Below are 14976 nucleotides of genomic sequence, written 5' to 3' on the forward strand. Positions count from 1 at the left end.
TATATATCTATTTCCTTGCAGCTTTCACTACAAATGATACAATAATAATTAACACGATTGCACCTAATAATGCCGGCACGACATGAATCCCACCAAATGATGGCCCAAAGGATCCAAATAATCTACCACCTAACGAAGCACCTAATAAACCTGCGATAATATTTCCGAACATACCACCTGGGAAATTTTTACCCGTTATAGAACTAGCAATTGCACCTATAATAGCACCAACTATTAATGTGATAATCCATCCCATTTTTAGTCCTCCATTTCTATTATAGTTTGTATGATTCAATACAAACATATGTATTTATCATTGCTAATCATATTTCACTATAGAAATATATTTACTACTATTTTACATATGGAGATACATATATTATATGCAAAAAAGAAAAATATTGTCAAACTAACCCATAAAGCAATTATATTCATATACCATATTTAAAGGAGGCTTCATTATCTATGATTCTTAAGTTAAATTCCACTTCTTTTGAAGTAGCAACATCCATTTTACAGGTTCAAATTCCAGCTTATAAAGTTGAAGCAGACTATTTAAATAGTACTGCCATACCTCGTTTATATGATACTGTAAACGATATTCAAAGTTGTGTTGAAACATTCTATGGATATTTTTCTGAAAATAAACTTGTCGGTTTTATTTCTTTTGTACAAGAAGAAAAATTAATCGATATCCACAGGTTAGTTGTATCGCCCGATTTTTTCCAAAAAGGAATCGCAACGAAACTCCTAATTTATATATTTAACATGTTCCCTTCTTCTATGACATATATTGTACAAACGGGTAAAGCGAATACCCCTGCTATTACTTTATATAAAAAACACGGATTCATTACAGTATCAGATACAATACTTCCTGACGGTATGATTATTACGCAATTAAAAAAGACAGAATACACAAAATAATTTGACTCGTTCGCTCCTTTATGTTATTTTTTACTTTATAAAACCTTTTGCTGAGTCCAAATTTTGGAGCGGGGGAACCATTTTTGTAGCTATGCTACTTGGGGCGAATCTTTTTTAAGTAGGGAAACTCTCACTTCCCGAGTCCGACAGCTAACCTCGTAAGCGTAATGGGAGAGGAAGGTGCTTTTTGCCTATGTTACACATTTTGCCTCCTTAATTATAAATATGGGATCGATATCAAATAGTCACCTATATTTATAGAAAAGGAGAATGTATTATGTTACGTTTATCTGATCACGCAATAAAAATGATGGAGCAAAGACTTCGATTAGAACAACACCGCACATATCAAGCAAATAAAGTTGTAGATAACTTACATCACAAATACTTCTTTCAACATATTTTTCAACCAAAAAGATAAAGAAAATGTTTATTTAATATTAAAAAACACAAGGTGCGTCTTACAAAGACATTCCTTGTGTTTTTTATATTCTTTATAAAATTCTCACTACATTTAAACTTGCTGTAATCGCACCTGCTATAGTAGTCACATGCCCTACACCTAACGGGCCATTTTGTAATATTAATGTTGAATTGGCACTCGTCACATTCACAAGAAGTGTATTTGAAATGGCTGGTTCGATTACGACAGTTGATGTCGTTACGTTTTGTATAAAACTTCCTGTTAGTTGCGTTCCATTTAATAGCAATCTAACAGATACTGTCTCATTCCCCCCATTTGCATCCCCTTGAAAATAGTAGCTTACTAAATATATTCCTGGCGTCGCTACTGTGACTGTCGTAGCACTAGTTAAAGATACACCAGTGCCATATACAGTGGACCCTGAATTAATTGGAATGTTGGCATTTGCAGCAATTGTACTTGTTGATGTAGAAAAGAAATATCCGCCACCTGTCGATATAGCAGATGATCCGGTTGCTCCTGTCAAGCCAGTTGGACCCGTGGCACCTGTTGGACCCGTTTCCCCCGTTCCCCCTGTTGCTCCAGTTATTCCTTGTATGCCTTGTATTCCGGTCGGTCCAGTTGCACCAGTCGCTCCCGTCTGGCCGGTTGCTCCGGTTGCTCCTGTCACACCCTGTGGACCTTGGATTCCTTGTGGACCGGTTGGACCCGTCGCTCCCGTCTGGCCGGTTGCACCAGTTGGACCTGTTATCCCTTGTGGTCCTTGGATTCCTTGTGGACCTTGTGAGCCCGTTGCTCCTGTCTCTCCAGTTGCTCCCGTCGGACCTGTTACTCCTTGTGGTCCTTGAATTCCTTGGGGACCTTGAGGCCCCGTTACTCCAGTTGGACCTGTTGCTCCAGTTGCTCCGGTTGGTCCCGTCGAACCGGTTACCCCTTGAATTCCTTGCGGTCCAGTTGGGCCGGTTGGACCAATAGGCCCTTGGATTCCTTGGATTCCTTGAATGCCCTGTGGACCGGTTGGGCCTTGTAGACCTTGTATGCCTTGAATTCCTTGTGGTCCTGTCGCCCCTGTTGGACCAGTTGGACCCTCTGGACCTTGCACTCCTTGGATTCCAGTCGAACCGGTTGGACCGATATTTCCTTGAGGTCCCTGTATGCCTTGAATTCCTTGTGGACCGGTTGGGCCTGTTATGCCGCTCAGCCCTTGTACTCCTTGGATTCCTTGGGGTCCAGTTGGTCCCTGTATGCCTTGAATCCCTTGTAACCCCTGTAAACCAGTTGGACCCGTTGCTCCCCTTACGCCTTGCTCACCTTGTATGCCTTGAATTCCTTGTGGGCCGGTTGGACCGATTAGCCCCTGTGCCCCTTGCACACCTTGCGGGCCGGTTGGGCCGGTTGCTCCTACCGGTCCCTGTATCCCTTGTAAACCTTGTAGACCGGTTGGACCTGTTACTCCCATTACACCTTGAGGTCCTTGAATGCCTTGGTCACCCGTTGGACCCGTTGCTCCCATCGGCCCCTGTACTCCTTGCAAACCTGTTAAACCGGTTGCTCCTGTTGGACCCTGTATTCCTTGCACTCCTTGGATTCCAGTTGCTCCTGTTGCTCCTGTCGCCCCTGTTGCCCCTGTTGCTCCCGTCGGACCTGTTGGGCCCCCTGGTGATCCTGCTGGACCTGTTGGACCTGTCGGGCCTCCCGGTGGCCCCGTTGGACCTGTTGCTCCCGTCGGACCTGTTGCAGAACCTGTCGGACCAGTTATCCCAGTTGCTCCTGTCGGGCCTGTTGGACCGGGATCACCTTGTAAACCAGTTGGGCCTGTTGGACCGATTTCACCTTGCACTCCTTGAATTCCTTGAGAACCTGTTGGACCTACCTGCCCCATTTCTCCCTGGGGACCTTGTAAACCTTGAACACCAGTTTCTCCTTGTGGCCCTATTGGACCCTGTTCCCCTTGAATCCCTTGAGAACCGGTTGGGCCTGTTGGACCAATCGGACCCTGTATTCCTTGTATTCCTGTTACACCTTGTAAACCACTACTCCCTAAATTACCTTGCACACCTTGTATACCAGTATTTCCAGTTGGACCGGTTGGACCATTTTCTCCTTGTACTCCTTGTATACCTTGTATTCCTGTTGGACCTGTTAACCCGATTTCTCCTTGCATTCCTTGTATACCTTGTATTCCTGTTGGACCGGTTGGACCTATTGGGCCAGGAATTCCTTGTATCCCTTGAATACCAGTTGGACCAGTCGGACCTCTTTCACCTTGAATTCCTTGAACACCTTGTATTCCCTGTGGCCCTCGTTCTCCCATAGGTCCTTGATTACCTTGAGAACCTTGTGGTCCAGTTAAACCGGTTGGGCCTGTTGGACCATTTTCTCCCTGCACCCCTTGCACTCCTTGTATTCCTTGAGGACCAGTTGGACCGATTGGACCTTGTACGCCTTGTATTCCTTGTGGTCCAGTCGGTCCACCTAAAGCACCGGTTGGACCGGTTGGTCCAGTGGGCCCCGTAATACCTGGCGGTGGAAAAGGAATAGGTGCTTGAAACTTGCTACACTTATCTTGATTCTTCACAAGCATCTCCTCCCGTTTGTAACGCATCAAACTATTTGTAATATGTTTAAGCTAGCTGTTATTACTCCCGCTAATGTCGTTACATGCCCAATAGCTAATGGACCATTTTGTAATGACAAGGTGGAATTTGAAGAAGTAACTTGAATTATCATCGTATTAGAAATCGCTGGTTCCAATACAAAACCTGCTGTAACATAAAAAATAAAACTCCCTGCGACTTGTGTTCCGTTTAACGTCAGCCTTACTGAAATCGTTTCATTTCCGGCAGTTGGATCACCTTGAAAATAATAACTTACTAAATATATTCCCGGCGTACTCAACGTTACAGTTGTTGCACTTGTTAAACTAATTCCTGATCCAAAAATTGTAGAACCAGAATTGATTGGTATTAGCGCATTCGCTGCAATTGCACTCGTTGCAGTGGAAAAGAAATAACCGCCCCCACTAGGTAAACCAGTCGCTCCAGTCGCTCCTACTATTCCCGAGAAGCCTATTGATCCTACACTACCAGTTGCACCTGTAGGTCCAACCGCTCCGTTTTGCCCCTGACTACCTTGCGCTCCAACTGGTCCTATACTACCACTAGCACCTGTCACTCCACTTGCTCCAGTTGGGCCTTGCAAACCTTGAACTCCTTGTATACCTTGTATTCCTTGCGGACCCGTTGCACCTGTAATTCCTGTCGTTCCCGTTATTCCTTGTATTCCCGTAATCCCTTGCACTCCTTGCACACCTTGTGGTCCAGTTGCCCCAGTTGCTCCAGTAGCCCCAGTTTCACCCGTTGCACCTGTAATTCCAACATTTCCTTGTGGACCTTGGGGCCCTTGACTACCTTGCGCTCCTTGGACTCCTTGAGGTCCTGTTATACCAATTTCTCCTGTATTTCCTTGGGGGCCTCTAATTCCTTGTGCTCCTGTTGGACCGATAATTCCTTGTACACCTTGTATTCCTTGCACTCCTTGAGCTCCTGTTGGACCCGTTATTCCTTGTATTCCTTGAGTACCTTGCAAACCAATAGCTCCAGTCGGTCCTATTATTCCTTGCACTCCTTGAGGACCTTGGGCACCTTGTGTACCTGTCAATCCGGTAGTCCCTTGTATCCCTTGAACCCCTTGAGGACCTTGTGTTCCAGCTGCTCCTGCTTCCCCTTGAATTCCTTGTACGCCTTGGATTCCTTGTGCTCCAGCAGGACCGGTTGCTCCTCGGATTCCTTGTGCACCTTGAGTTCCTTCCGCTCCTGTAACACCAACTGGACCGGATACGCCTTGTATTCCCACCATTCCTTGTGCACCCGTTGGACCTATTACACCTTGAATACCTTGAATACCTTTAGGACCTTCTGCACCTGTTGGACCAGTTACTCCCAGCGGACCTTGTATTCCCTGAGAACCTTCTGCACCCGTTGGACCGGTTATACCTTGGTTACCTTGAGAACCTTGTGCCCCTTGTACTCCAACTGCTCCAACTACACCTTGGGAACCTTGCGCTCCCCTTACACCTTGATGACCTGTTGGACCGGTTATACCTTGCACTCCTTGCGCTCCAATTGGTCCTATCCCTCCGCTTACACCTGTTGAACCAGTCGGTCCCGTTGGACCTGGTGGACCTCCTGGTGGACCTGGTGGACCTGATGGACCAGTCACTCCACTAGATGGACCAATTGGACCGGTTGTTCCGGTCGGACCGCCCGGTGGTCCTTCTAAGCCTTGAATACCAATACTACCCGTCGCTCCCGTTATACCTCTTATTCCCTTTATCCCTTGAAAGCCTGTTGCTCCCGTTATACCTTGTATTCCTTGCACACCTTGTGGGCCTTGTAAACCTATTGCACCTGTTATCCCCTTTATTCCACTTATCCCTTGAGCACCTTGTATTCCAGTAGAACCAGTTGGACCCACTTCACCTTGTATTCCTTGAGCTCCTTGTGGCCCTTCCTCTCCAGTAATTCCTTGTATCCCTTGGAGGCCGTCTTCTCCTTGTATACCAATAGCCCCTTGCTCTCCTTGTATTCCTTGAACACCTTGAGAACCTTGTGGACCAGTTACACCCGAGACTCCAGTTATGCCTCTCTCTCCCTGCATTCCTTGTGCTCCCGTTTGTCCTCGCTCACCTATTTCCCCTTGTATTCCTTGTGTGCCTTGTATACCTTGACTACCAGCAGGACCCGTAGCTCCTTGTATTCCTTCTAATCCTTGTACTCCAATATCACCAATTGGACCTTGGTTTCCGATTAATCCTTGAGCACCTTGAAGACCAGTTGGGCCAGTTATGCCTTGCTCTCCTGTATCACCAATAGCTCCTTGTATTCCTTGTGCTCCTGTTGTCCCTCGGGGACCTTGTATCCCCCTGATACCTTGAGGACCTTGGGGCCCAGTTGCTCCCGTCAGTCCAGTCACCCCTGTAGGACCAACAGGACCTTCATGCCCTCCAGTTGGACCGATTGGACCACTATTACCTGTCGGACCAGTTGCTCCTATAAGTGGAAGAGGCAGTGCCACTCCAAATTTTTTGCAATTTCTATGATGACGCACAACAATCCCCCTCCCCAAAAATAATTACACTTTTTATATGAAATGCATTTTTATAAAAAAAGTACACCTCTGACCTTATTTTTTTAAATAAAGCACTTTACTTTCTCGCCTTAATAATAAAAGTAGTTGGCACCATCCTAGCTTTATATAAAGAATAGTATTTCGTAGACATAGACAGCTCAGCTAGTTCTTCATCAAATGAGCTCGATGGTCCAGGCTCTTCTATTAATAAAAAGATTCGACCATCATATGTGACAGTCGAATCTTTTTATTGTTCATATTCAAGATGATTATGCCTTTTACAACCAAACAAATAGCACCCACCTATAAAATCCGTTTCAAATTCTAACCCTGGAACATATCCAGACTTGATACGTTCTACCATTGTTTTATAACAATTATTCTCTTCTGTATATTCCTCAATTAACTCTTTCTTATCGTTTTCTGTCCAGTTTTCTTCTACTTCTTCATTCTGAACATCTTCTATTTCTGCTGTTTTCGCTTCGATAGATTCCCGTATAACTTCATTTATACGGGAGAAATTATTCGTTTTATATAGAGCATACACAAATCTACCAATCCAATTAGGACTTTTCCAGCATTCTTTATATCCCTTTTCGAACCATTCAATTGCTTCTTTATAGCAATTCAACTCAACATATAAATCTGCTACATTAATTTCCCCTAAAAAATTATCAGATTCCCTGTTAAAAGTATCTAACTTCTCTTTTGCTTCTGTCGTTCGTTCTAAATCAATTAAACATTTTACATAACTATACATGATATAGTCCGAATCCCCTGCAACTCGCAAGAAAAAGTCTGAAGCTTTTTCCAGCTCTCCAAGGTTATAATGCGCTACAGCTACATTATGATATGCTTCATCTGATGGTTGAATCGAAATAGACTTTTGTAATGCTTCTTTCGCTTCTGTCCATTTTTCTTGTTTCATGTAAATGTCCCCTAAGATGTTATAAGGAAAGTATGAAGAAGGATTCAACTTAACAACTTCTCTTATTAATTCAAGAGCTTTATCATCATTCTCTTCCTCATAAAAGTACATCCAAGCCAGATTATTGAGAGATTGTACGTCTCTAGATTCATGTACTGCTTGTTGAAACAGTTCCATTGCTTCCTCATATTTATTTTGTTCAAACATTTCAATTGCCTTCTCATTAATGTTCAAATAACTACCTCCGAAGTAAATGAATTCATCTATTCCCTATCATTATTGTAAAATGTAAAAATTATAATTTCTATAAAAAAATTTCTTTCTCTCGTCTACATTTCGATTGAAATAGAAGCTAAAACATACGAATTTACAACAATCAGTAAATTTTTCATTCTCCCTTAAATTGGATATACATCCTGTTTCATTTTACATATTATGGTACAATCAAGAGGGTACTAACTAAACATTTACGCTCCACACTAGTAATCTAGCAATACCAAAATCAAAAATCACATGGAATTGAGGGATGTTATGAAACAGAAATTAGCTGTTCTTCTATTCACTGGAATCATATTATCAGGATGTTCAACTATAGCAGAGAATTCTTTAGAAAGCGGGAAAGGCAGTATGGAATTATTAACACCAACGATCACAGCAAAAGATAATGAATTAGAAATTAAAACTAAAGGCATTGATGAAAATAAAGTAACTTTTATTTATGTTGCTAATCAAAAAGTGTTGGAACAAAAACTAAAAAATGGTGAATCCTACAAACTTAACATTACAGATATCGAACACGCTCATAGGACGGACTACAAACCAAAAGTTCAACTTTTACAAACGAAAGACGATGATGATGATGGAGAAATAGTAACCTTCAAACAAGTTAGATATACAGTTAAAAACTGATTTTAAAGTTGTTTCATTATAAATGTAACAAAAGAAAATATACTTTTAACAGTAGATAAATGTAGGGGGTGCTAACATGAAAAAACGATGGATTTCTTGGTGGATTGGTAACATATTTTGGATTATCGTTTTTGGAATATGGGCCGCTATTATTTGGCTACGAGATGTTGATGGTGCTGGTGTTATTCAAACACCTGAAATTAAATCAATATCACTTATCGTTTTATTAATCACGTTTATCATACCGGTATTTTTTCAAATTATATGGCTAATCATTAATTTGAGAATGAGTAAAAAACATAATTATACGATTTAGTTTTTTTGAATTAATAGATGAATATTTTTCATAAAAAAAGAGAGGAATCTACATCAAAATAGATTCCTCCCTTTTACATTTGGACTTATACTGCGCTTTTAATGCAGCACTATTCCTCTTTTTTACGATGCATGTTCATCTTTCTTCTTCATTAACGCTCTTTTCTTCATCGCCTTCGTTAAATATCCACCTTTAAACGAACGAATTTCATACGAAGACATAAACGCTTTCGGTGCAATTTCATTAATGATTTCTAAAAGCTCTTTCTCTCTAGAACGCTTTGCGACGATATCTAAGCGATAACGTATAGAATTAATACCTTCGCCTTCAAATACTGTAACGCCAAATCCAGAGTGACGTAACTCATCTACTAATTCATTACAACGGTCTAGTAAACTAACTTGATACGTAATATAACCAATTGCTAATTTATTCTCTATATAACCGCCTAATAACAGTCCTGCACTAAAGCCAATGACATAGGCAACGATGTTCATCCAATTTGATAAATCTTGAAACACAATACCTAAACTGACAATGTAAATAGCTCCTTCTAACAATCCAACACCAGCAGCGGATCTTGTTTGATTCTTTACAAGCAAAATCGTACGGATTGTTAAAATTGGAACGTAAATAATTTGAAGCACAAAAATAAGTAGCGCTTGTAACATTGGTATCCACCTCTTTCAAAAAGTCTTTTGTCATAATAACATACATAACCTTTAGAAATCGATGGGTTTTTTAAAATTTTTTTATTATTTTTCATACTATTGAAAAACGCAAAAAAGAAGCGTATTATATTTGTCGTTAATTTGATTACTTGTATAATATCGCTAAACTAAAAAAGGAACCCGATTAGGTCCCTTTCATCATAGCTCTATATTTTTCGAAGCATGTTCCCTTTGCTTCTCTTCTTCTTTCACTAATTGCATATTTGCATAAGCTAAATTTGCAATCATTAAAAAGTGACCACCTAAAATACCTGTACCGAATGCCCACATTTCCATTTCATGCTCAATTTCATACATGATGATAGCTCCTAAAATAGCAGCAGCAAATCGGTTTAAAACTCCTAATCCAGGAGCCTTTTCCTTCATTACGATACTTTTCCCGAGTTTCTCCACTCTGCGAGCTAATAACCAAAGACAATAGGCGCTTACTGCTAATCCAATACCGAACCCTGTCACTTGTTTTCCAAACGGAGTAATCGTCCACATAAGTAGTAAACCACTAAAGATCACATACAATTGTAATCGATATACACGTAAGGCTTCTTGAATCAAAATATCCGCTCCTAAGTTCTCATTTTTTGTACTTTAGAAGAAAAGCAGCAACTTACACAGTTGCTGCTTTCTCTTCTTCTTGTTCTTGTTCCATCTTACGAATTTCAACACGTTTAATTTGGTAAGCGTCTTTTTCTAACACTTTAAATTCATAACCTTCTGCCTCAACGTGTTGTCCTTCTTCGATTTCATGATTTTGCATCATAATCCATCCACCGATTGTATCCACATCATCTTCTTCGATGTGTAATCCAAATAAATCTTTCACTTCTGAGATAAGCACTTTTCCATCAACAATGATATGTTGCTCGTTCACATGTTGAATTGGCGGTGCTTCATCTTCATCATATTCGTCACGAATTTCGCCGACGATTTCCTCCAAGATATCTTCAAGCGTTACAATTCCGGCTGTTCCTCCGTACTCATCATATAAAACAGCCATCGGAATTCGCTTCTTCTGCATTTGAAGTAATAAATCGTGAATTGGAGTCGTTTCCATCACTTCAATAATCGGACGCATATACGAGCGAATAGATGATAAATCTTTTTGATCCTCGGTCATATATCGAATAAAGAAATCTTTTACGTTGACCATACCGATAATATCATCTTTATCTTCTCCAAAAATCGGATAACGTGTGTATCGCTCATTTTGGATTACTTTCATGTGTTCTTCTACTGAATCTTCCAGGTAGAAACCAACGATTTCTGTTCGCGGTACCATAATCTCTTTTGCAATACGATTATCAAATTCAAAAATGTTATTTACATACTTGTATTCAGCTTGATTAATTTCGCCACTTTCATAGCTATCTGAAAGGATAAGACGTAATTCTTCTTCTGTATGAGCTACTTCATGTTCTGAAGCTGGCTTTAAACCAAATAAACCAGTTATCACACGAGCTGAACCGTTCAATACCCAAATAAATGGATACATTACTTTATAGAACATCATTAATGGACCTGCCAATAATAACGTTACCCTTTCAGCCTTTTGAATTGCCATCGTTTTTGGAGCTAATTCTCCTACTACAACGTGTAAATACGTCATAATCATAAAAGCAAGACCAAATGTTAATACTGATGAAATAGAAGGATTTAAGTTCCATTTCTCAAATAACGGGTGTAATAACTTTTCAATTGTCGGTTCACCTAACCAACCTAATCCCATAGCTGTAACTGTAATACCTAATTGACAAGCAGATAAATATTCATCTAAATTTGTTGTTACCTTTTTCGCTGCTAAAGCACCGCGTCTTCCTTCCGCAACAAGCTGATCGATACGGCTTGAACGTATCTTTACAATCGCAAACTCTGCTGCTACGAAAAATCCAGTAAATGCGATTAAAATCGCAACCATGACTAAATTAAATATTTCCAATGAATCCCCTTAGTTAAAAAACTAAGGTGTCCACCTCCTGTATACTATAATGTTTTCTTATTTGTTTGTTAGAAAACATAGCCCGATACAAAAATTAAAGAGGTCGGATTTCACTTATTCTATAATAATAGAGCAAGTGTCTGTATTAAAGCTGTCGTTTGACCTGATAAAGATTTCGATATTTTTTCACGTTGTGAATCAGTCAATTCATCTAAAAGCGGTTTTAACTCAGTAAGCTCCACTTCTAATCGATGAATATGGTCTGTCACTTCATTCACTTGTTTCGAAACGTGTTCATTGATACCGAGCAGCTTCTTCTTCTCCTCGATTTTCTCTTTAATCTCACAAAGCGGCATATGCATTTCTTTGCACTTCTCAATAAATTGTAATGTCTCAAATGCTGTTTCGTCGTAATAGCGATAATTAGATTGAGATCGCTCCGCTTTTAAGATACCTAGATTCGTATAATAATCAATCGTTCGTTTCGACACGTGAGCCATGAGAGCCAACTGTCCGATTCGATACACCTTCCCAACGATCTTCCCCCCTTGTTTATATTACTTACATCATACAACACATAAACTGTACAGTCAAACGTGACGGTTTATTATTCACAATTTATACACAACTTCATATATTTTCTTAAACTTATAGAATATGATTTTACTTATATAATTAAATTATTAAATTTCATTAATTACGTGCTAGCCAAATATATTTATGAAATCACCTGTTCTTTTCAATTTTTCTTATTTTAGAACATATCGCTCTATTTCTAAAAAATTACCCCGGTACAATAAACTGAAAATTAAGTTATAATATCATTATAAAATTATGAAGGAGGAATGCACTCATGTACTACAACACTTCATTCGAAAACGATCAACCTGTAGGCCGTCTATAAACTAAGACGGGCATTCATTTAGCACATACACTATGCCTCGTCTTAGGGAGCTCATATTACCCTAAAAATAGACGGAGGTATTTCAAATGAAACAAACAATTTTAGGAGCTATATACTTATCACTAGCAGCAAGTATATGGGGCGGTATGTATGTTGTTAGCAAATACGTACTCGATTTTATCCCACCACTAACACTCGTTTGGCTACGCTTTATTATCGCTTTTGTTGTTTTATATTGCATTTTGAAACTAGCTGAGAAAAAGCAAAAGAAAAAAGTAACCATTCGCAAAAAAGATTGGCTCCTATTCGCTTGGATTGGATTTATCGGCTATTTCATTTCGATCACATGCCAATTTATCGGAACAAAATTATCCGACGCTCATACAGGCTCGTTAGTTACATCAGCTACACCTGCATTTATGGTTATATTTGCAGCGCTCATTTTGAAAGAAAAACTAACTGCTCGTAGACTTTTATCTACTATAATAGCGACAATCGGTGTCATTATCGTAATCGGATGGGATATTGAAATTGGCTCCTATTTTATCGGAACAATCATTTTAGTTGGAGCCGCTATTACGTGGGCTTTACTATCTATTTATGTAAAAATCGCTTCAATCCAATTTTCATCCTTAGTTATTACAACGTACGCAATTTTCTTTTCACTTTTTTTTATTACACCTTTTATGATATGGGAGCTACAAGCGGCCTCTATCGGAACAGTAAATACGTACGTAATATTAGGCGTATTATACTTAGGAATCGTCTCAACAGCAGGTGCCTTTTTCCTTTGGAATAAAGGATTAGAATTACTGGATGCAAGCATAGGTTCCTTATTTTTCTTCTTCCAACCTATCGTTGGATCGTTACTTGGTTGGTTGCTCTTAAATGAAACATTAAATAGTAACTTTTTTATTGGTGGTATTCTTATTATATGTAGCGTTTTAATTACTACTTTTGAAAAGAAATAAAAAGCAGGCAGAGATTCTTAGTCTCTGCCTGTTCGCATTATTGGATCTTGGTCGTGAAAACCAATACAAATCGGTATATTATTTTGCACTTCACTACGTACACTTATAAAACTACACAGCGTTTTAGCAATTAAATATAAAGTGATACCGATTGCTTTTTCACTTGTGTCAAAGCCATTTTCATTATACATATCCGCTAATTCTACAGACTCCGGTCCCTCAACATCATATGTCCATTCAGAAGCCCAATCATCATCCTCTTCTTCAAGTGGAGCATACTCCTCACAAATATAAAACTGACTAGTCCACTCGTTATCAAGGTCATACTCAAAATAAATCGCTTTTGCTTCTTCATTAGTAGCCATTTCTACAGCTGCATCCAAACCTACTCGAATACTTACCTTATATGACTCTACATCAATTACTTTAATTCGTTCTGCATATTCTGTAGACGCCAACATGCAACAAATATCATAATACTTCGCTTCTATTTGCTCTACTGCTAACGAAAAGACATCCTCTTGCATCTCTTCTAAATACTGAAATATATCCACACTAAATACTCCTCACTCTTTACGCACTCCAATGCGATGGACGAGACAATAATTTCGGTAATTTCGTATGTTTGTCCCCTCTAGCAGCATTAACTTGAACTTGCGTCAGAAAAATACTATTAGTAAAATCAGCCCCGCGAATATCTGCATCTCGCAAATCTGCTCCAATGAGATCTGCTCCTCTTAAATCTGCACCATTTAAGTTAGCCGCAATTAAGTAAGCTCCTCTTAAATTTGCACCTTGTAAATTTTTCTTTTTCAGATTCGCTCCCATAAGGTCTGCTCCGCGGTGAATGATTCGTTTCTTACGCGCAGTATTCATTTCCTTCCATACTAATTCGCTCGTTTCTAAAAGAAGAATGTTCACCTCTGCCCTATGCATTGGAACATTTATTTTCATTAACTCATCTGGATTTAAATTCGAAAGTCGCTCTGTCTCCTCAATTGCGGTCTCCATCTCTTTATGAATTGGCTGTGTTGCCTTTAAAAGAATCGCTTCATTCAAATACCAAAGCATTTCATGAAGTTGATGCATAACCGGAAAAGCATCGTACATTTTTCTTGCATGCTTTGCATCTTTCCTCCAATCAATCCCTTTAAACGTACCCTGAGAAATCTTCTGCCCAGCACCGAAACATTCAAATACTGTACAACCTTTATAACCTTTTCCTCTAAGATTTTTATGTATACTACATTTAAAATCTGATTGTAAGTTGGAACATGGTTTACCACCATCTTTATTCACTGCAAAATCTACCGATGCTGCAAACGGTAATGCAACGCAACATAGACCGAAGCATGTTTCGCAGTTTGCTTTTAAATGATCGTTATGATTAGTCAAAATCTATACCCCCTGTTGTCTTTTGACTATTTCATAATATTCCAACTGTAATAAATAATCAATTTTAAAATAAACTAGCATCTTTCATTTCAATTCATAACTTTATCATTCGATTTCCTTTCAATTGAAAAGGACTATTTCTATTCAATGAATTATAATTAAATTATAAATTTTCAAACTAAAAGGAGACTTATCATGGCACTAGAAATGAAAACAAACTGTCAAATTTGCGATCAATCGCTCGAACAAGATTCTGAAGCATACATTTGTGTATATGAATGTACATTTTGCGCACCATGTACAGAAGAAAGACATAACGTTTGTCCAAACTGCGGCGGCGAATTAGTACGTAGACCGAAAAAGAAATAATAAAAAGCAAAGCGATATCGCTTTGCTTTTTATTATTTT

16 protein-coding genes, 1 pseudogene and 1 riboswitch are annotated in these 14976 nt (G+C 39.4%); of the genes and pseudogenes, 6 read left to right on the top strand and 11 right to left on the bottom strand.

All coding sequences use genetic code 11. From position 1 onward, the window contains the following. Nucleotides 1-7: 7 nt before the first annotated feature. Nucleotides 8-256, bottom strand: a complete 249-nt coding sequence (locus tag IBT51_RS08625; RefSeq protein ID WP_069355969.1) for a GlsB/YeaQ/YmgE family stress response membrane protein — start codon at nucleotides 254-256, stop codon at nucleotides 8-10. 209 nt (nucleotides 257-465) lie between these two features. On the opposite strand from IBT51_RS08625, the gene IBT51_RS08630 reads away from it, so the two are divergent. Both IBT51_RS08630 and IBT51_RS08635 read left to right on the top strand, forming a co-directional pair. Next, entirely contained in the window at nucleotides 466-927 is a 462-nt protein-coding gene (locus tag IBT51_RS08630; RefSeq protein ID WP_088025258.1) for a GNAT family N-acetyltransferase, read from the top strand. A gap of 38 nt (nucleotides 928-965) precedes the next feature. Then, nucleotides 966-1108: riboswitch (cyclic di-AMP (ydaO/yuaA leader) on the top strand. Nucleotides 1109-1204: 96 nt separating this feature from the next. Further along, nucleotides 1205-1348, top strand: a complete 144-nt coding sequence (locus IBT51_RS08635; protein WP_000945246.1) for a hypothetical protein — start codon at nucleotides 1205-1207, stop codon at nucleotides 1346-1348. 73 nt (nucleotides 1349-1421) lie between these two features. Here IBT51_RS08635 and IBT51_RS08640 read toward each other — a convergent pair whose 3' ends face one another. The 4 genes and pseudogenes from IBT51_RS08640 to IBT51_RS08650 all read right to left on the bottom strand — a co-directional run bounded on the left by IBT51_RS08640 (nucleotide 1422) and on the right by IBT51_RS08650 (nucleotide 7643). After that, nucleotides 1422-3935, bottom strand: coding sequence for a BC_3345 family exosporium-associated protein (locus tag IBT51_RS08640; RefSeq protein ID WP_200458140.1), 2514 nt, complete (start codon nucleotides 3933-3935; stop codon nucleotides 1422-1424). A gap of 20 nt (nucleotides 3936-3955) precedes the next feature. Next, nucleotides 3956-6460, bottom strand: coding sequence for a collagen-like protein (locus tag IBT51_RS08645; RefSeq protein WP_200458139.1), 2505 nt, complete (start codon nucleotides 6458-6460; stop codon nucleotides 3956-3958). A 97-nt stretch (nucleotides 6461-6557) separates the two neighbouring features. Then, a pseudogene (locus IBT51_RS27375) lies at nucleotides 6558-6686 on the bottom strand (ubiquinone biosynthesis protein UbiE); the annotation flags it as partial. Nucleotides 6687-6728: 42 nt separating this feature from the next. Beyond that, on the bottom strand, nucleotides 6729-7643 hold the full coding sequence (locus IBT51_RS08650; protein WP_053563948.1) for a tetratricopeptide repeat protein: 915 nt from the start codon (nucleotides 7641-7643) through the stop codon (nucleotides 6729-6731). A gap of 279 nt (nucleotides 7644-7922) precedes the next feature. Here IBT51_RS08650 and IBT51_RS08655 point away from each other — a divergent pair, with 279 nt between their 5' ends. Together IBT51_RS08655 and IBT51_RS08660 are read left to right on the top strand one after the other, a co-directional pair. Continuing rightward, entirely contained in the window at nucleotides 7923-8318 is a 396-nt protein-coding gene (locus IBT51_RS08655; RefSeq protein WP_200458138.1) for a hypothetical protein, read from the top strand. A 76-nt stretch (nucleotides 8319-8394) separates the two neighbouring features. Beyond that, nucleotides 8395-8634, top strand: a complete 240-nt coding sequence (locus IBT51_RS08660; protein ID WP_000747681.1) for a DUF3923 family protein — start codon at nucleotides 8395-8397, stop codon at nucleotides 8632-8634. A gap of 122 nt (nucleotides 8635-8756) precedes the next feature. Here the strand turns inward: IBT51_RS08660 and IBT51_RS08665 are convergent, their stop codons facing one another. From IBT51_RS08665 to IBT51_RS08680, 4 genes are all read right to left on the bottom strand, one after another. After that, a complete protein-coding gene (locus IBT51_RS08665) occupies nucleotides 8757-9305 on the bottom strand; it encodes a DUF2179 domain-containing protein (protein WP_000938438.1) in 549 nt (182 codons plus the stop codon). Nucleotides 9306-9503: 198 nt separating this feature from the next. Then, nucleotides 9504-9917 (bottom strand): ATP synthase subunit I, encoded by a 414-nt coding sequence (locus tag IBT51_RS08670; protein WP_000613876.1) that lies wholly within the window; start codon nucleotides 9915-9917, stop codon nucleotides 9504-9506. 52 nt (nucleotides 9918-9969) lie between these two features. Next, nucleotides 9970-11298 carry a hemolysin family protein gene (locus IBT51_RS08675; RefSeq protein WP_200458137.1) on the bottom strand — a complete coding sequence of 443 codons (1329 nt, stop codon included), beginning with the start codon at nucleotides 11296-11298 and terminating at the stop codon, nucleotides 9970-9972. A gap of 119 nt (nucleotides 11299-11417) precedes the next feature. Continuing rightward, nucleotides 11418-11825 carry a MerR family transcriptional regulator gene (locus tag IBT51_RS08680; RefSeq protein WP_000285639.1) on the bottom strand — a complete coding sequence of 136 codons (408 nt, stop codon included), beginning with the start codon at nucleotides 11823-11825 and terminating at the stop codon, nucleotides 11418-11420. 463 nt (nucleotides 11826-12288) lie between these two features. Here IBT51_RS08680 and IBT51_RS08685 point away from each other — a divergent pair, with 463 nt between their 5' ends. Next, entirely contained in the window at nucleotides 12289-13173 is an 885-nt protein-coding gene (locus IBT51_RS08685; protein WP_088024571.1) for a DMT family transporter, read from the top strand. Nucleotides 13174-13190: 17 nt separating this feature from the next. Here IBT51_RS08685 and IBT51_RS08690 read toward each other — a convergent pair whose 3' ends face one another. Further along, nucleotides 13191-13727, bottom strand: coding sequence for a hypothetical protein (locus IBT51_RS08690; protein WP_000350943.1), 537 nt, complete (start codon nucleotides 13725-13727; stop codon nucleotides 13191-13193). A 19-nt stretch (nucleotides 13728-13746) separates the two neighbouring features. Next, a complete protein-coding gene (locus IBT51_RS08695) occupies nucleotides 13747-14568 on the bottom strand; it encodes a pentapeptide repeat-containing protein (protein WP_200458136.1) in 822 nt (273 codons plus the stop codon). 195 nt (nucleotides 14569-14763) lie between these two features. Here IBT51_RS08695 and IBT51_RS08700 point away from each other — a divergent pair, with 195 nt between their 5' ends. Then, nucleotides 14764-14937 (top strand): DUF1272 domain-containing protein, encoded by a 174-nt coding sequence (locus IBT51_RS08700; RefSeq protein ID WP_001162788.1) that lies wholly within the window; start codon nucleotides 14764-14766, stop codon nucleotides 14935-14937. The last annotated feature ends 39 nt before the right edge of the window (nucleotides 14938-14976 follow it).

This window comes from Bacillus sp. S71 (genome assembly GCF_016625265.1).
Lineage (GTDB): Bacteria > Bacillota > Bacilli > Bacillales > Bacillaceae_G > Bacillus_A > Bacillus_A cereus.